Origin of the sequence: Microlunatus panaciterrae (genome assembly GCF_016907535.1) — a bacterium.
GTDB classification, from domain to species: domain Bacteria; phylum Actinomycetota; class Actinomycetes; order Propionibacteriales; family Propionibacteriaceae; genus Microlunatus; species Microlunatus panaciterrae.
Window position 1 is genome coordinate 2,246,812 of the sequence record NZ_JAFBCF010000001.1, and the last position, 17,605, is coordinate 2,264,416.

Annotated in this window: 14 protein-coding genes; 7 read left to right on the forward strand and 7 right to left on the reverse strand. The window is 68.1% G+C overall.

Going from position 1 to position 17,605, the window contains the following annotated elements; translation table 11 throughout:
* Positions 1-51: 51 nt before the first annotated feature.
* Entirely contained in the window at positions 52-1,713 is a 1,662-nt protein-coding gene (locus JOE57_RS10145) for a sialidase family protein (protein WP_204917641.1), read from the forward strand.
* 40 nt (positions 1,714-1,753) lie between these two features.
* On the opposite strand, the gene JOE57_RS10150 is transcribed toward JOE57_RS10145, so the two are convergent.
* On the reverse strand, positions 1,754-2,185 hold the full coding sequence (locus JOE57_RS10150) for a nitroreductase/quinone reductase family protein (protein WP_204917642.1): 432 nt from the start codon (positions 2,183-2,185) through the stop codon (positions 1,754-1,756).
* 40 nt (positions 2,186-2,225) lie between these two features.
* Positions 2,226-3,062 (reverse strand): SMP-30/gluconolactonase/LRE family protein, encoded by an 837-nt coding sequence (locus JOE57_RS10155; RefSeq protein ID WP_338041249.1) that lies wholly within the window; start codon positions 3,060-3,062, stop codon positions 2,226-2,228.
* Between the two features lie 217 nt (positions 3,063-3,279).
* Here JOE57_RS10155 and JOE57_RS10160 point away from each other — a divergent pair, with 217 nt between their 5' ends.
* From JOE57_RS10160 to JOE57_RS10180, 5 genes are all read left to right on the forward strand, one after another.
* Positions 3,280-4,749 (forward strand): hypothetical protein, encoded by a 1,470-nt coding sequence (locus JOE57_RS10160; protein ID WP_204917644.1) that lies wholly within the window; start codon positions 3,280-3,282, stop codon positions 4,747-4,749.
* 110 nt (positions 4,750-4,859) lie between these two features.
* On the forward strand, positions 4,860-5,690 hold the full coding sequence (locus JOE57_RS10165; protein WP_204917646.1) for a glycosyltransferase: 831 nt from the start codon (positions 4,860-4,862) through the stop codon (positions 5,688-5,690).
* 6 nt (positions 5,691-5,696) lie between these two features.
* Positions 5,697-6,971, forward strand: a complete 1,275-nt coding sequence (locus tag JOE57_RS10170) for a glycosyltransferase (protein ID WP_204917648.1) — start codon at positions 5,697-5,699, stop codon at positions 6,969-6,971.
* Positions 6,968-8,695 (forward strand): glycosyltransferase family 39 protein, encoded by a 1,728-nt coding sequence (locus JOE57_RS10175; protein WP_204917650.1) that lies wholly within the window; start codon positions 6,968-6,970, stop codon positions 8,693-8,695. The genes JOE57_RS10170 and JOE57_RS10175 overlap by 4 nt, the downstream gene beginning before the upstream one ends.
* On the forward strand, positions 8,695-9,936 hold the full coding sequence (locus JOE57_RS10180) for a glycoside hydrolase family 5 protein (RefSeq protein WP_204917652.1): 1,242 nt from the start codon (positions 8,695-8,697) through the stop codon (positions 9,934-9,936). Before JOE57_RS10175 ends, JOE57_RS10180 begins: the two co-directional genes overlap by 1 nt.
* A gap of 31 nt (positions 9,937-9,967) precedes the next feature.
* Here the strand turns inward: JOE57_RS10180 and JOE57_RS10185 are convergent, their stop codons facing one another.
* Positions 9,968-10,321 carry a hypothetical protein gene (locus JOE57_RS10185; protein ID WP_204917654.1) on the reverse strand — a complete coding sequence of 118 codons (354 nt, stop codon included), beginning with the start codon at positions 10,319-10,321 and terminating at the stop codon, positions 9,968-9,970.
* A gap of 130 nt (positions 10,322-10,451) precedes the next feature.
* Between JOE57_RS10185 and JOE57_RS10190 the strand changes: the two genes are divergently transcribed.
* Positions 10,452-11,285 carry an alpha/beta fold hydrolase gene (locus JOE57_RS10190; RefSeq protein ID WP_204917656.1) on the forward strand — a complete coding sequence of 278 codons (834 nt, stop codon included), beginning with the start codon at positions 10,452-10,454 and terminating at the stop codon, positions 11,283-11,285.
* 83 nt (positions 11,286-11,368) lie between these two features.
* Here JOE57_RS10190 and JOE57_RS10195 read toward each other — a convergent pair whose 3' ends face one another.
* From JOE57_RS10195 to JOE57_RS10210, 4 genes are read right to left on the reverse strand one after another with little or no spacing between them, the layout of a single operon-like run.
* Complete coding sequence (locus JOE57_RS10195) at positions 11,369-12,475, reverse strand: enolase C-terminal domain-like protein (RefSeq protein WP_204917657.1); 1,107 nt, start codon at positions 12,473-12,475, stop codon at positions 11,369-11,371.
* Positions 12,476-12,493: 18 nt separating this feature from the next.
* Positions 12,494-14,299: a thiamine pyrophosphate-requiring protein gene (locus JOE57_RS10200; protein ID WP_204917659.1), complete on the reverse strand. Its 1,806-nt coding sequence runs from the start codon at positions 14,297-14,299 to the stop codon at positions 12,494-12,496.
* Positions 14,296-17,313 carry an FAD-binding and (Fe-S)-binding domain-containing protein gene (locus JOE57_RS10205; RefSeq protein WP_204917661.1) on the reverse strand — a complete coding sequence of 1,006 codons (3,018 nt, stop codon included), beginning with the start codon at positions 17,311-17,313 and terminating at the stop codon, positions 14,296-14,298. The genes JOE57_RS10200 and JOE57_RS10205 overlap by 4 nt, the downstream gene beginning before the upstream one ends.
* A complete protein-coding gene (locus JOE57_RS10210) occupies positions 17,310-17,591 on the reverse strand; it encodes a hypothetical protein (protein ID WP_204917663.1) in 282 nt (93 codons plus the stop codon). Before JOE57_RS10210 ends, JOE57_RS10205 begins: the two co-directional genes overlap by 4 nt.
* Positions 17,592-17,605: the final 14 nt, after the last annotated feature.

The following is a 17,605-nucleotide window of genomic DNA, read 5'->3' on the forward strand; positions in this document are numbered from 1 at the left end:
TTGTGATAGTGCGGATAGCAGCGCGCATTACGCGAACTTGGGGAGGTTGCGATGAGGCGCTTGCTGGTGGCTGCTGGGGTCGTCACCGCGGGGTTGCTGGTCGGGACCTTGCCCAGCGGAGCTGCACCTTCCCCGTGGCAGGGAAGTACGCCCTTCACGAATGTGGTCGCCAGTCAGCCGACCTCCGGAGGCGGCTATCCGGTGCCCGCCGGGTCGACGGCGCCGGTGGCCGGCACCTGCCGGCCAGGACCGTACAACGCGAACCACTCGGAGTCCTGGATCGCGGTCAAACCGGGCACCGAGGACCTGCTCGGTGCGTCCAAGATCTTCTTCGACAAGTACTCTACCTTCTACCTGTTCCATCTCGGCGCCATGACCATGCCCAACGCGACGCCGACGAAGACGACGCAGGTGCAGGGCTATGACTGCGTGTCGACCGGCAGCCAGGCCATGCCGCCGTCGTGGACGAACAACACCGATCCCAACGTGGCGTTCGACTCCCAGGGCCGTGCGTACCAGGTCACGCTGCCGTTCAACGCCTACTGGGACGGCACGAAGCTCCATCCGGACGGCGCAATCGACCTGTCGTACTCCGATGACCTGGGCCGCACCTGGCTGAAGGGCAACGGCGGTCAGGACCTGGAGCAGTCGCCCAACGCCTCGGCGAAGCAGTTGGGCCATGTCGAGGACAAGCAGTGGGTCGCCGTCAACGCTCTGCCCGGCAGCCCGTACCGCGACCATGTGTATGCGATGTGGTCGGTGTTCAACAACAACACCACCAAGATCCGCATCGCCGTCTCGCGTGACCGGGGCCAGACGTTCGCCAAGGCGGTGACGATGACCGCTCCGTCGCAGACCGGGCCGTCGAACACGTACGTCTATCCGTCCGTCGACGCGGCGGGCAACCTCTACGTCGCGTTCGCGTCCTTCCCCATGAACCGCAACCGGGGGCCGGTGACGATCTTCGTCACCCGATCCACCGATGACGGCGTGAGCTTCTCCCCGTTCGTCGCGGCCGCCACCGTGGGTACGCTTCCGACCGCTGAACTTCCCAACACGACCTTCCGTGACGGGATCACCGAGAGCTTTGCGGCCAGCCCTACCCATGCCGGCCACCTGTACCTCACGTATGAAGACTGGGTCGGCACGCAGATGGACGTGAAGTTCACCCAGTCGACCGACGGCGGGCTGACCTGGTCAGATCCGACACTCGTCAACGACAACAGCGATGCCGGCGTAGCCACCGACCAGTTCCAGCCGTCGGTCGCCGCCGGGCCGGAGGGCGCGGTGGCCGTGGCCTTCTACGACCGCCGCGCCGCCTGTCCCAACGACCCGAGCGTGCTCGCCGCGGACGTCGGACGAACCAACTTCTGCATCGCCACCTCGCTTCAGGCGTACAAGGACACCGGGTCGGGCGCCAAGCCGGTAGCGTCGAACACCCGCATCTCAGACTTCACCTGGGATCCGATGAACCCGGCCCAGCATCTTGACGGGATCGGGCAGATGGCCTGCGCCGGTCACAGCGACCCGTGCACGAGCGGGGCCCTCATCGGCGACTACTTCGGTCTGGCCATCTCCGGTCGGGCGGTCTACGGGCTGTTCGTGTCGACGCACTACCCGTCGAGCGTCATCGCCGATGAGGGTGGCCCGATCTATTACCAGCAACAGGTCCTCGCCACGGTTGCCAGGTCCGACATCGCCCGCGACTACTGAGCATCAGTTTCGCGCGAGCTGCAGCGCACAGAGAACGTGATCATGCTGTCGGCGTGAGGATCGCCATCGGTAGCTGCCGCTTGACCTTCGCCTGGTAGTCGGCGAAGAAGGGGGCATGGGTCAGCAGCCGGGGCCACAGCGCCTCCCGCTGATCGGCGTCGGCGATGGCCACCGTGACCTCGATCCGTCGACGTCCGACCTCGATCTCTGCCCGATCCGCTCGCCTCAGGTTGAGGAACCACTGCGGCTCGGCAGGAGCGCCACCGGCCGACCCGGTGACGATGAAGCGGCCTTCGTCTTCGAAGTAGGAGACAGGGGTTGTGCGCGTCCTTCCCGTCTTGCGGCCGGCAACGCTGAGCAACAACACCGGTATGCCGCGGACCTTGCCCATCAATCGCCCGCCGGACGCTCGGTACACGCGGATGTGAAGTTCGGCAAAGGCACGCATCAAGGCATGCTGAACATCGGCCATGGTGTGTCGTCCTCTCGTGATCGTGGTCGTCGTTCGGGTGTCAACGGGGCCAGCCCGCCCCCGGAACTCGTACGGTTGCGGTCAGGATCCGACCCGTCCGAGAGCCGGGTGTCATCGCGTCGGGCCATGCTGCGGCGGTGACGAAGAGGGTCCTACCGTCGGGACCACCGAGCATGCAGGCGAAGCAGCCCAGTTCGGAGTTCAGCTGCTGAAGGACCTCGCCGCCTTCGGCGACCCGGACACAACGCTGTCCCGGCACCTCGGCGAACCACACCGCGCCCTCGGCGTCGAAACAGATCCCGTCCGGCGCCGCCTGTTCCAGGGCGGCCCAGGTGCGCTGGTTGCTGAGCGTCGCGTCCGCCTGGATATCGAAGGCGGTGAGCCTGCTGGCGTACGACTCGGCGACCACCAGTGTCGAGCCGTCGGGGGAGATGGCCATCCCGTTGGGAAAGACCAACCCGTCGGCCACCAGTCGAGCCTCGCCGTTGGGAGTGACGACGGCCAGCAGACCTGGCCGGAACTCCCCGCCCGGGAAGTCGAAGTTGACGTTGTTCACATAGGCATTGCCGTGGCGGTCGATGACGATGTCGTTCCAGGCCTTGTCGGACAGCTGGCTGAGGTCGGCGTAGGGAGCGAGCCGGCCGTCAGCCGCCCTAACCAGGAGCTGCTGCCCAGCCGTGACAACGAGCCTCCCGTCAGGCAGCCGGTCGAGGCAGAACGGCATCGCAGGCACGTCGGCAACGACGTCGCGCTGGCCGTCAGGAGTCACGGACAGCACCTGCCGGGCACCCCAGTCGGAGAACACCAGCCGATCGTCATGCCAGCGCGGTGACTCGACCAGGGCGAGGTCGGCCACGAGGGTCATGAACTGGGACACCGCGCCTCCTTGCCGAGCACCATCGGCGCTCGCCCCCTTCGGACATAGCTGATCATGCCACGTTCACGCGCGTTGCTGAGCGGTTGCGTTGAGCCGAAGGATGTGGGCGTTTGAGGTCGCACAATCGGGGAACGTCTGCAATTGGTTGAAGATGTGCGGTTCTCGAGGTCGGTATCGCGCCGGGTGCGCCTGGGAGGTCGCGCACTGAGGGGGACCCGTGGCCACAGTTGCGACGCCGGAGAAGGGGGCTGAACCGCCCGATTTGCCTCCGGTCAGGAGTCCCCTCCGCGGGGGCAGGGGCACGCTGGTCGTGGTCGGCCTGCTCTTTCTCGTGGTGCAGCTGGTGCTGGTGCCGCGACCCCTGGGGCTTGCCACGGATGAAGCGACCTACCTGGCCATGGTCGACCCGTCGGTGCCGGAGCTGTACTGGTCCTCGTCCCGGGCGTGGGGGGTTCCGGTGCTCGCAGCCCCGATTGCCGTCTTCTCTCCCGGTCTGGGGGTCATCCGGCTCTACTTCAGCGTCCTCTCGAGCTGCCTACTGATCCTCGCCTTCTGGCCCTGGCTGCGCATCCTGCATCCGGCCGTCGCTCCGCTGGCGGCCCTGTTGTTCTCGACGACATGGTTCACCGTGTGGTTCGGACCCTTGGTCATGCCCAACCTGTACGTCGCACTGTTCGCTGTGGCGGTGATCGGGCTGTTCCTGCGCTGCGTACAGGACCCGAGGTGGTGGCGAGCGGCCCTGGTTGCGACTGCCGCGGCATTGGTCGCCCTGGTCAGGCCCACGGACAGCGTCCTGGTGATCGTGCCCATCTTCGTCTGTGCTCTGGTGGTGCCGCGACTTCGCCGTCTCGGCGCACTCGGCGCCGTCGCCGTCGGCGAGCTCCTCGGCTGGTTGCCCTGGGTCATGGAGGCCTACGCGCGGTTCGGAGGGCCTCTGGCGAGACTGAGATCGGGCGAGAGCGCCGGGCCCGGTGGGCTCCACGTGAGCCTGGCCAATGTGCAGATCTACCCGCGTCTCCTCGATGGCATCCCCACCTACTGTTGTCAACGCGGGTCGCTCGCGGACGCGGGGCCACTGCCACTGCTGCCGACTCTCTGGCTGGTCGCCATACCGATGGTGTCCGCGGTGGGGCTCCTCCTCGCCGCTCGACAGCGCCGGCTGCCAGAGCTGCTGCTGGTCTGCGTTCCGGCGGGTCTGCTCGCGGCCTTCTACCTGCTGCTGCCGTCCTTCACCGCGCTGCGCTTTCTGCTGCCGGTGTTCGCTCTGCTGTCGTTGGCGGTTGCCGGGGCATTGGTCAGCATGATCCAGCTCAGCCAGGGCAAGAGGCGGAAGGCCGTGGCCGCGGTCATCGCTGTCGGGCTGGTCGCGCACGTCGGTCCGATGCTCTACAAGGCGGACGGCATGCTGCACAGGATGGGAACGGTGCGGACGCCGGCCATCAGGATCGCCGCCGCGATCCGACCCCTGATCGGGGGGCGACCCTGCCTTCTGGTGGGCGCCGCGCCCCAAGCGCTCGGCTACTACCTCGGCTGTGAGGTACAGACGGTGCGGCGGCCCTCGAGGCGTCCACCAGCCCGAGTCCGAAGCGCGACGGCTCGAGGCCTGGTCAGGGTGGCGGTCCTGCGCAAGGCTCCACCGCCCGGCAGTTACCTGGACGACGAGCGGGACGAGTCCATCCCCGCCTGATGTGGCCACGCCACCATCGTCCGCCGAGCCTCCAATCCGTCCCACCCTTCGGGTCTGGGCCCTCCCTGACCCGATCCCACTCGTACCTGTGAAAGGCCACGTGGCTTGCTATGTCACTACCTGCTGCCGACCTCGGCTCCTTGACGATCATCGTCCCGACGAGGAACGAGTCTGACAACGTCGCACCTCTGCTTGCCCGCTTGTCGAGCAGCCTGCCGTCGCCCGCGACGGTGCTGTTCGTCGACGACAGTGACGACGAGACACCGCTCGTGGTTGAGCAGGCCGGCCGTCGAGGCTATCCGGGCCTGGACGTGCAGCTCCTGCATCGACAGGGGGAACAGCGCCGCGGGGGCCTTGGGGGCGCCGTCCTGGCAGGCCTCGCCCGGACCGACACGACCTGGGTGTGTGTCATGGACGGTGATCTTCAGCACCCACCCGAGTGCGTGGCCTCGCTGCTGACGGCCGCCGTGGACGGGAGTGCCGACCTGGTGGTCGGCAGCCGCTACGTCCGCGGCGGCCGGAACGAGGGCCTCGGCGTGCTGAGAACCGCCGTCTCCTGGGGATCGACGGTATTGGCCAAGGCGGTCTTCCCCCATCGACTTCGTGACATCCGCGACCCGATGAGCGGCTTCTTCCTGTTCCGCCGTGAGGCGCTGACGGAGCCCATGACGCCTCGCGGGTTCAAGATCCTGTTGGAGATCGCCGTTCGTCACCCTGACCTGGTGCGCTGCGAGGTCCCGTTCGTCTTCGTCGAGCGAAGCGCAGGTACGTCGAAGGGAACCCTCAAGGAAGGGTTCCGCTATCTGCGACTGCTCGTCGACATGCGGCTCAGCCTGCGTGCTCGGCCGGCACCGTCGCAGGTCACCTCAGCGGTCGAGCTCGGCTGGGGAGTGCCAGTACCCGAGCGGCAGTCCGCAGCCGGACCGTCAGCGGAGGGCTGAGCGCAGATGTTGAACACAGTCGTCGTCGTCGCCTACCTGGGAGCGACTGTCATCCTCCTGGTGGTGGCCATCAGCACCCTGACCTGGATGGTCGACTCCTGGCGCACCCCGGAGTCGATCGCCATGACCCGGTTCCCCGAGCCCGACGAGCCACGACTGTCCTTCTCGCTGCTGGTCCCCGCCCGCGACGAGGAGCAGGTGCTGCCGCACACCATCTCGCGGCTGCTCGAGTCGGACCATCCCGACTTCGAGGTGATCATCATCGTCGGCGACGACGATCCCGGGACAGCCGGCGTTGCCGAGCAGATCGCCGCCACAGATGAACGGGTGCGGGTGGCCGTCGACGCGCACCCGGTGAAGAACAAGCCCAAGGCGCTCAACACGGCCTTGCCGCTCTGCCGAGGTCTTATCGTCGGCGTCTTCGACGCCGAGGACGAGGCGTCCCCAGCGCTGCTCCGGCACGTGGATGCCTGCTTCCGTTCCACCCAGGCGCATGTCGTGCAGGGCGGCGTGCAGCTGATGAACTTCCAGTCCTCCTGGTGGTCGCTGCGCAACGTGCTGGAGTATTTCTTCTGGTTCTCCTCGCGGCTCCACCTGCATGCACGCAAGCGTTTCATCCCGCTGGGTGGCAACACCGTCTTCGTCCGCACCGACCTGTTGCGGAAGGCGAAGGGCTGGGACCCGGACTGCCTGGCGGAGGACTGCGAGCTGGGAGTCCGGCTGTCCAGCTGGGGCGCTCGTGTCGCCGTCGCGTACAGCCCGGAGCTCACCACGCGCGAGGAGACCCCACCGACGCTGAAGGGCCTGTTCAAGCAGCGCACGCGCTGGAGCCAGGGTTTTCTGCAGGTCCTTCGCAAGGGCGAGTGGCGCAGGCTTCCCACCCGGCGGCAGAAGCTGATGGCGGCGTATCTGCTCGTCATGCCCTTCCTGCAGGCGTTCTCCGGAGCACTGGTGCCAGTAGCGCTGGTGTCGATGTTCCTGCTGAAGGCACCCGACCTGGCGGTGATGGCGACCTTCGCACCGCTGCTGCCCACCGTCGCCACGGTGGCCGTGGAGGTGGTGGGTCTGCACGAGTTCGGGCGTGCCTTCGACGAGAAGGTGCGGCTGCGCGACTACGTCAAGCTGGTTCTCGGAACGCTGCCCTACCAGCTCATCCTCGCCGCGGCGGCGATGCGCGCCTCCGCGCGTGAGCTGCAGGGGGTCCGGACCTGGGAGAAGACGAGCCACGTCGGTGCCCATCGACCTGTCCACGTCACCGATCAGCAGGAGTCAGTGCTGTGAGCCTCCGAACAGAACTGCCTCCGCTCGATCTCGAGCTTGATCTCGAGGCGCTCGAACGTGCAGTCAGGCCGACGCCGGCCGAGCGGCTGCAACGCCTGCGTGAGCGCCTGGTGGACCGGCTGCGCCGCGACTGGCTGGACCTGACCCTGCTCTCGACCCTGTTCGTCGTGGCGGCCGTCGTGCATGCCCGAGGCATGTACCTGTCGCCGGCGCGCTTCGATGACGAGGGCACCTACACCGCCTACGCCTGGTCCGTGCCCAACCTGCACCGGCTGGCGCACTACACGTACTGGTATGCGCATCCGCCGCTGGGGCAGTTGCAGATGGCGTTCTACAACGTGGTGACCGACGCCTTCGAACGGCTGCCGTACGCCGTCGCCACGGGCCGTGAGTTCATGCTGGTGTGCAAGCTGATCTCGGTGGTGCTGTTGTTCCGGCTGGCTCGTCGGCTCCAGTTCGGCCGTGCCACGACGACGCTTGCGGTGATCATGTTCTCGCTGAGCCCGCTGGCGGTCTACTTCCAGCGGACCGCGCTGCTGGACAACCTGGTGACGCCCTGGTTGTTGGCGGCCTTCTTCTTCGCCGCCTCACCGAGACGCTCGATCCAGGCGGCCGCGGCGAGTGCAACCTGCTTCGCGATCGCTGTGCTGACCAAGGAGACCGCGCTGTTGTTCATGCCCGCGCTCCTGCTGCTCTTCTGGCAGCGCACCGACCAGCGCAACCGCAAGTTCACCGTGACCATGTACATGATGGTGGTATCCCTGCTGGGGCTGATGTATCCGCTGTACGCTCAGATCAAGAACGAGCTCTGGGCTGGGCCGGGCCACGTCAGCCTGCAGTGGGCGATCCAGTGGCAGCTGTTCGACCGGGTCGGCAGCGGAAGCATCTTCGACCCCGCCAGCACCGCCCACAAGGTCGTCACCACCTGGCTGGGCCTCGACCACTGGTCCTGTCTGGCCTGCCTCGTCGCCATCGTTCCCGGCCTGCTGCTCCGTCGCACCCGGGCGTTCGCCGTCGCCTTCGCGATCCAGGTGAGCAGCCTGCTGCGCAACGGCTATCTGCCGTACCCGTTCATCATCGCGATGATCCCGTTTGCGGCGCTCACCTTCGCCGGTGTGATCGACATCCTGTGGAAGTGGTCGAGAGTGTCGGAGCGGCTCCCTCGGCATGCCTGGCCGGTCGACCGGCTCCGGGCCGTGGCCAGCATCACCCTCCATATCGGCACCCGTCTGCTGGTCGCCGGCACCGTGGTCGCGCTCTCCCTGGTGGTGTCCGGGCCCTGGCGGTACGGGCTCGAGGACCTGTGGACGAGCAACCGGGACGCCGGCAAGGCGGCCGCGCTGTCCTGGCTCAAGAGCAACGTCGACCATGAGGACACCCTCGTTGTCGATGACGCCTTCTGGGTCGACCTGGTCCGTTCCGGGCATCCCCGCAAGAAGGTCATCTGGTTCACCAAGCTCGATGTGGACAAGGATGTTGCATTGCCGGCCAGTCAGCCGTGGCGCACCATCGACTTCATCGCGCTGGACCGGCAGGACGCCTTGTCGCTGCACCTCAACGACGACCTGACCCCGAGCCGCGACACCAAGAACCAGTTCCCAACCCTGGCCAAGGCCATCGAGAATGGCCGGATCGTGGCGAGCTTCGGAGCGCCCGAGGACCGGGCGACGATCTGGCGGGTGTCGCCCCCGGCGCCGCCGATCGCTGCCAGAGAGAAGCGTTGATGGGCCAGCAGCTGGCCGGGCTCAGCCGCACCGCCGAGCCACCGGCAACGCTGTCCCGCCACCCCCGCCGGCGCAGGCTGATCGCGGCCGGCGCGGCCCTGTCCCTGATCGCCGGCCTTGCCACCTTCCTCGTCAGCAGCAACTCCAGCCCGGACTGTGTCGACTCGCCGGTCACTGCCCAGGCGCTGTCCGACCTGGGCGGCTACGTCGACTGGCTGCACAAGAACAAGGTGCGCGGCTACGTCGGCGAGGTCGGCTGGCCGTCGGGGCCGGACGCGCGCGACTGGAATGAGGTGGCTTCCCACTGGTACGACGCCGCTGACCGCGACGGCCTCTGGGTCACCGCCTGGGCGGCGGGGAAGTGGTGGCCGGATTCGTACCAACTGACGGTCTATCGACTCACTGGAGCGCGCGAACCGGCGGACGCCGGTGCCCAGGCCGCAGTCGTGGAGGCACACGCCGACGTGTCCGGCGCGCTGCGCGGAGTCGACCTGCCGAGCGGCGCGTTCGCTTCCGGACCTGAGGGCCCGAGCACCTACAGCGGCACCACACCGGGACGCTACGGCCGGGACTACTACTACGAGGACGCCGCTGATCTTCGCCAGGTCGCCAAGACCGGTGCCGACGTCGTGCGGATCTCGGTCACCTGGGAGCGGCTGCAGCACCAGCCGGGCGGTCCCCTCGACCAGACCGAGCTGGAACGGGTGCGGGCGACCCTGCGAGCGGCGGAGACCGTCGGTCTCGGTGTGGTGCTGGACCTGCACAACTACGGCGACTACTGGGTGGCTGACGGCTCGGGACACCGCCGGCTGACCCTGGGCACCCCTGACCTTCCCGATGACCAGTTCGCTGACCTGTGGCGCCAGCTGAGTACCGCCTTGCGCGACTCCACCGCGATCATCGGATACGGGCTGATGAATGAGCCGACCAACCTGGCCGCCGATCCGACCGAAGGGGCCCACCGTTGGCAGGTGGCCTCGCAGGCCGCTGTCCAGGCGATCCGGCAGACCGGTGATCATCGCACCGTCTTCGTCACCGGCTACGGCGGGGCGTCACCGAGCCAATGGGTCCGCTACCACCCCCGGGCGTGGATCGACGACCCGGCCGACCAGGTCCGGTATGAGACCCATCAGTACTTCGACACCGATCGCACCGGTCGCTACACCCGAACCTTCAGGGAGGAGACCCTGCGAGCGCGCGGGTCTGGCTTCGGGACCTTCTGCCCTGCGACGAAACAATGAGCGTCGTCAGCAAGAGGGCCGGTCGGCCACCTCAGTGATCGACGCCGTCGACCCGCGCCGTCTGGTCGGCGACGTGTGCAGCCGGGTCTGGTCCGACGTCGTCCTCCGGCATCACCCCGGCAGGCTGTCGCCGCACGAAGACCGCATCCCGGCGGGTCAACCGGAAGTGGTGGGTGTGGCCGAACTCATCCTCCAGGTCGCCCTGGAGGCCGACCAGCGTCCCACGCCATCGGCTCCGGGTCGGAACCATCGAGGTGATGCGTCCCTGCACAGGCTCCTTGGCGATCATGCCGGAGCGGGACTGGTACAGGCCCATGAAGCAGATCACATCACCAGGACCGAGGTCGGGAAGATCCGCGGGATCGAAACCCTCAGGCGCGGTCACGGTGAGCCCATGCGTCGGGAGTTTGCCTCATTGACGCAGTTTACATCCGCCCGGTCAGCGCGCAGGCTTACAGACGTGCCGACGATCGGCCACCCTTCCAAGATCAGCACGCGAGAGGACCTTGTACGCCATGACCAGCACCTCCCACACCCTGACCGTTCCCGGAGCCAGCATCCACTACGAGCTGCGCGGAGCCGGGCCACTGCTTGCCATGATCGGTGCCCCGATGGGCAGCTCAGGTTTCGCGGCGCTGGCCGAGGCGATGGCCTCGGACTTCACCGTACTGACCTATGACCCGCGAGGCAGCGAACGCAGCACGGTGACCGATCGGACCGCGGCGACCACGCCCGAGCTGCTGGCCGACGACGTCCACCGAGTGCTGGCAGCGGTCACCGACGAGCCGGTCGCGGTGCTGGGCAGCAGCGGCGGCGCTGTCACCGGGCTGGCCCTGGTCACCGCCCATCCGGAGCAGGTCAGCGTCCTGGTCGCGCACGAGCCGCCGGTGCTCACCCTGTTGAGCAACGCGGCGGAGGAGCTGGCCACGGTGGAGGACATCTACCAGACGTATCTGCGTGCCGGCAGCGACGCCGCGATGCGGCAGTTCCTGCTGTCGATCGGTGTGCTGGGCGAGGAGGGCTCGCGCCAGTTCGCGGCCAGCCCGGAGCCCGAGCCGGTGCCGGCCCCGGAGATCCCGCAGTCGGACAACGACTTCTTCTATGCCAACCAGATCCGAGCCACCACCGCCTTCCGGCCGGACTTGGCGGCCCTGCAGGCGGCCCCGACCAGGATCGTGGTCGGGGTCGGAGCGACGTCCGCCGGTCAGCTCGCGCATCGGACCGGAGCCGCGCTGGCCGAGCAGCTGGGTCAGGTGGCCACCGAGTTTCCCGGTGATCATGGGGGTTTCGCCGGTGAGACGCCGGCCTTCGCGGCGCGGCTGCGTGAGGTACTGCGGGCGAACGTCTAGGCGGGTCCCAAGCTGCCGAGTGGCAGCATGTGGCGCTCCAAACGCCGAATATGGAGCCACACGCTGCCGCTCGAACCTACCGACTAACGGACCCGGAAGGACTCCGCCACCTCGGGCAGCCAGGTCAACCCGTTGCCGACGACGTCGTCGGAGAGGGCGAGTGAACCATGGTCGGGTGCGGTGGCGCCGGCGAAGAACTGTCGTTCGATCCGGACGTGATCATGGAACCATTCGAGATGACGCAGGTTGGGGACGGCGGCGAGCACCGGGGCGTGCAGGTACGGCGCGCAATGGCCGGAGATGTCAAGGTTGTACGCCGCCGCCACAGCGGCGATCCGCAGCAGCTCGGTGATCCCCCCGCAGCGGCTGACGTCGACCTGTACGCAGTCGAGCGCGCCGGCGCTGCAGAGGCGCTGGAAGTAGACCAGGTCATAGCCGTATTCGCCGGCGGCGACGTCAGCCCGGGTCCGCCCGCGGACGGATCTGAGTCCGTCGAGGTCGTCGGAGGACACCGGCTCCTCGAACCAGCCCACATCCAGCGCGTCAAGCGTCGACGCCACCCGGACGGCCTGACCGACGTTGTAGCCACCGTTCGCGTCGACATAGAGCTCGACGTCGTCACCGATCAGCTGGCGCGCCTGCCGCACCCGGTCGAGGTCGCGGCTCTCGTTGCCACCCCAGGATTCACCGATCTTGATCTTGACCCGGCTCATCCCCTCGCCCTCGGTCCATCGCCGGAGCTGGCAGGCCAGTTGATCGTCGTCGTAGCTGGTGAAGCCGCCCGACCCGTAGAGGGGGACCGCGGACCGGGCAGCGCCCAGCAGCCGATGCAGAGGCACCCCCAGGGCGCGTGCCTTCAGGTCCCACAGGGCGCAGTCGACCGCGGACAACGCCATGGACCCGATCCCCGGCCGGCCGATGTTGCGCAGTCGGGCGACCATCGCCGACCAGGCTCCGACCACCTCCAGGGCCGACCGGCCGACGACCAGCGGCGCCAGCGTCTCCCGCACGAGCGCCGCGGTCGCGCCGGCCCCGTAGGTCCACCCGGTCCCGACCAGGTCGTCACTGTGAACCTGGACCAGCACCATCGTCGTCTCGCTCCAGCTGAACGTGCCGTCGGCCTCAGGTGCGTCGGTCGGCACCGTGTAGGCGGAGACCTCCACCTGCCGGATGCGGTCGGGTCCGCTCATGTCACCTCCGCTCCAGCGTCAGGAGTCTCCACGGCCGGGCAGCACATCCTGCAGCTTGGTCTTGAAGCCCTCCTTGACCACGTCCAGCCGGTCCGAGTCACCACGGACCAGCGACTCGAGAGACTTGATCATCTGGTCCCAGGTCGCGTGCGGCGGGATCGGAGGGATGGCCGGGTCGGTCCTGAACTCGATCAGACAGGGGCGCTGGGCCGCGATCGCCTCGTCCCAGGAGGCTCCCACCCGTTCCGGGTCGTCGACGGCGATGCCGTCCAGGCCGATGCTACGGGCGAAGCCGGCGTAGTCGAAGTCGGGCAGCTGCTGGGACGGCAGGAACTGCGGCGAGCCGCCCATCGCCCGCAGCTCCCAGGTGACCTGGTTGAGGTCGTTGTTGTGCAGCACTGCGATCACCAACCGTGGGTCGGCCCAATCCCGCCAGTACTTGGCGATCGTGATCAACTCGTTGATGCCGTTCATCTGCATGGCGCCGTCACCCACCAGCGCGTACGCCGGCCGATCGGGATGGGCGTACTTCGACCCGATGGCGTACGGCACGCCGCAGCCCATTGTCGCCAGCGTCCCGGACAGGGTTCCGCGCATCCGGCCGCGCATCCGCACGTGCCGGGCATACCAGTTGGTCCCCGAGCCGGAGTCTGCGCTGATCATGGCGTCGTCGGGCAGTCGCGGCGACAGTTCGGAGAAGACCTGCTCGGGGTTCAGGGGGTCGGCGGACACCTGGGCGCGACGAGCCATCACGTCCCACCAGCGGCTGACGTTCGACTCCACCGTGTCGCGCCAGGACCGGTCCTGCTGTCGGCGCAGCAGCGGGATGAGCGCCCGAAGGGTCGCCGCCGAGTCGCCCACCAGGTTGACCTCGAACGGGTAGCGAAGGCCCACCATCGTCGGGTCGACGTCGATCTGCACAGCGCGTACCTTCGGTTCGGTGCCGTCGAAGCCCGGTAGGAACTGCGTGTAGGGGAAGTTGGAGCCGACCACCAGCAGGGTGTCGCAGTCCGTCATCAGCTCGTAGGACGGCCGGGTGCCGAGCAGGCCGATCGACCCGGTCACCCAGCTCAGCTCGTCGGAGAGCACGTCCTTGCCCAGCAATGCCTTGGCGACCCCGGCGCCCAACAGCTCAGCGAGCTCGGTCACCTCCTCGGCGGCTGCCCGGGCGCCCTGACCGACGAGGATCGCCACCTTGCTGCCGGCATTGAGCACCTCGGCGGCCCGCTGCAGGTCCGCCGGGTCGGGCACCGGCGACGACCAGGTCTGGTCGAGGCTGGACGGCACCATCTTGAACGCATGCTCGGGTGGCGTGTACTCCAGTTCCTGGACGTCGGAGGGGATGATCACCGCGGTCACGGTCCGCTGGCTGCTGGCGATCCGCAGGGCCCGGTCCAGCACGTTCGGCAGCTGCTCGGGGACCGTCACCATCTGGCAGTACTGACTGGCCACGTCCTTGTAGAGACTGAGCAGGTCGACCTCCTGCTGGTACGAGCCGCCCATCGCGGAGCGGGCGGTCTGACCGACGATGGCGACGACGCCGACGTGGTCCAGCTTGGCGTCGTAGAGGCCGTTCAGCAGGTGAATCGCGCCAGGACCGCTGGTCGCGGTGCAGACTCCGACTCTGCCGCTGAACTTGGCGTAGCCGGTGGCGGCGAAGGCGGCCATCTCCTCGTGCCGCGCCTGGATGAAGGGCGGCTGGTTGTCGGCGCGCTGCCAGGCTGCCAGCAACCCGTTGATCCCGTCACCCGCATAGCCGAAGACCTGCTGCACGTTCCATTCGCGCAGACGCTGCAGGACGTAGTCGCCAACGGTTCCACTCATGATCGCTCCTCTGCTGGTTCGGATGATGTTCCGCCTGTCGGTCCGCTCGTGCTCGATGGTCGCTCGGCCATCAGCTGCTCCGGCCGCTCACCACCCCATGCGTTCCCTTCCAACCCTGCGGCTAACAGCTCGGCGAGATGCACCGCGGTACGCCCGGTGTCACCCTGCTCGATCTGGGTTCGGCAGCTGAACCCGTCGGCCAGGATGACGGTCCGCTGATCCGCGGCGCGCACCCGTGGCAGCAAGACGCGCTCGCCGGCCGCCCTGGAGACCGCATAGTGGCCGGCCTCGAAACCGAAGTTGCCGGCCAGCCCGCAACATCCCGACGGCAGCGTCTTCGCCTCGATGCCGGCGCGCCGCATCACGTCCGTCTCGGCGTCGGTGCCGAGAACGGCGTGCTGGTGGCAATGGGTCTGCACCAGAGCGTTCACCGGGATCTGAGGCGGCTCCCAGTCGGGCGCGCGCTCGGTCAGCAGCTCGGCGAGCGTACGGGTCTGCTTCGACAGCCGGCGCATGTCCTCGTCGCCGTCCAGCAGCTCGGGCCCGTCCGCCCTGAACATGGCGGTGCATGACGGCTCGAGACCGATGACCGGGACGCCGGCCCTGATCTCCTTCCGCAGCACACGCAGCGTGCGTTGCAGCACCCGCCGGGCAACGCCCAGCTGTCCGGTGGACACCCAGGTCAGGCCACAGCAGACCGGCTCCCGGGGGACCCGTACCTCGAAGCCGGCGTCCTCCAGCACCTGCACAGCCGCCCGGGCCACGCCCGGATGGAAGGCGTTGCTGAAGGTGTCCGGCCACAGCAACACCGGCCCGCGGGACCCGCCGCCAGCGGTCCGGGTGCGATTGCGCCACCAACGGGTGAACGGCTCGGCAGCGAAGGCCGGCAGCTCACGCTCCGGGGCGATGCCACCGGCCTTCTTGATCAGCCCGGACAGGCCAGGCGCATGGGTGACGCGGTTGACGAGTCCCGGCGCCCGGCCGGCCAGGGCTGCCCACAGCGGGAGCCAGCCCATCGAATAGTGCGCCATCGGTCGGATCCGGTGCTCGTAGTGGTGGGCCAGGAACTCCGCCTTGTAGGTCGCCATGTCCACATTGACCGGACAGTCGGACTTGCAGCCTTTGCAGGCGAAGCAGAGGTCGAGGGCGTCTCGGACCTCGGTCGAGCGCCAGCCGTCAGTGATCGACTCGCCCCGGATCATCTCGAACAGCAGCCGGGCCCGCCCGCGGGTGGAGTGCTCCTCCTGCCGGGTCACCATGTACGAGGGGCACATCACCTGGTCTTCACTGGAGCTGTTGCGACAGTTGCCGATGCCGACACAACGCAGCGCAGCCTTGGAGAACCTGTGCTCGTCGCGGGGGTAGGAGAAGTAGGTGGCCGGCTCGGCGTGGCTGTAGTCGGGGCCCAGCCGCAGCTGGCGGTCCAGCGGATTGGCCAGCACCACCTTGCCGGGGTTCATCTTGTTCTTCGGGTCGAGGAGGCCCTTCACCTCGGTGAACAGCCCGACGATCTCGGTGCCGAACATCTTGGTCAGCAGCTCGCCGCGAGCCTGCCCGTCTCCGTGCTCACCCGACAGCGAGCCGCCGTAGGAGATCACCAGGTCGGAGGCCTTTTCCAGGAAGGCTCGAAAGTGCCTGACGCCGTCGGCTGTCCGAAGTTCGAACGGGATCCTGGTGTGCACGCACCCCTGGCCGAAGTGCCCGTACAGGGCGGTCGTGTTCCGGTCGAAGCCGAAGTCGTCCAGCAGCCGGCGGAGATCACGGAGATAGTCACCGAGACGCTCGGGCGGGACGGCCGAGTCCTCCCAGCCCTCCCAGTTCTCGTGCCCGCCGATGGGGTGGGCGGTCGCGCCGAGCCCCGCCTCCCGAAGCTCGCTCAGCCGCTCCTCTCCCGCTGGATCGTCGAGAAAGGTCATCTGCGGCGCGTGCTCGCGGCCCGCGAGGTCGTCCATCAGCGCTCTCGCCCGGTCGTCCGCCTCCTGTTGGGTGTCACCGGCGAACTGCACCATCAGCCAGCCGCTGCCCTGCGGAAGCTCGTCCAGCGCGGTGCCCGCCAGCTGTGCCCGCGTCTCCAGCTCCAGCAGCACCTGGTCCAGCCCCTCGAGCTGCCACGGCCGGTGCTTGACGATCGCCTCGACCGCATCCCCGGCGGCGGCGATATCCGGGTAGCCCAGCACCACCATGGCTTTCGCGGTCGGCACCTGGACCAGGTCCAGCTCGGCCTGCAGGACCGTGACGAGGGTGCCCTCGGAGCCGACCAGCGCGCGGGCGAGATCGAAACCGCTCTCGGGCAGCAGCGAGTCGAGGTTGTAGCCGGACACCCGCCTGGGAATGTCCGGGTAGCGGGTCCGGATCTGGGCCAGATGGGAGTCGCGGAGTCGCCGCAAGCCGGTGTAGATCTCAGCCTTGCGGCCGCCCTCGGCAACGATGGCGGCGTATTCGTCGTCGGACGTCGGCCCGACCCACATCCGCTCCCCGTCATAGGTCAGCACCTCGAGTCGGCGCACGTTGTCCACCGTCTTGCCGTACGCCTGGGCCGTGGCTCCACAGGAGTTGTTGCCGATCATGCCGCCGATCGTGCAGCTGCGGTGCGTTGACGGCTTGGGCCCGAACATCAGCCCGTATCCACTGAGCTGCCGATTGAGGTCATCCAGAGCGATCCCCGGTTCCACTACACAGGTGCGGGCCGCCGCGTCGACCGAGACCAGCCGGCGGCAGTGTCGAGTCCAGTCGATGACGACGGCGACGTTGGTGCTCTGACCGGCGAGACTGGTGCCGCCGCCGCGGGAGAGAACCGGCACGTCACGGCGGCTGCAGACCCGGATGGCCGCCACCGCGGCGTCGATCGTCCGTGGCGTGACCACGCCGATCGGCAGCTGGCGGTAGTTGGAGGAGTCCATGGCGTACGCCGCCCTGGTGCCGAGGTCGAAGTCCACCTCGCCGTCGACCTGCGCCCGGAGCTCGGCCGGCAGCGAGGGGGAGATCTCCACTGCCACGCTCGTGTTGCTCGTCATGACGGGTGGGCGGCAGAGGGGTTGCTGAACTGGTCGCGGGGGACCAACCCGTTGGCCACCACATAGAGGCGGTCGCGGGAGATCTCCTCGGCGACCATCTCGATCCATTGCGGAGGCGGGCTCGGCACCTGCCGGTCCGTCAGCTCGCGCTTCAGCGCCTGTTGGATGACACCGATCGCCGCACCGCCATGGCTTTCGAGCACATCGATGATGATCTGCTGCTGGGCGGCATAGACGTCGTTGTTCTCCCCTGCCGGGCTGGGTGCCCCTTCCTCCATCTCTGCTCCTTTTC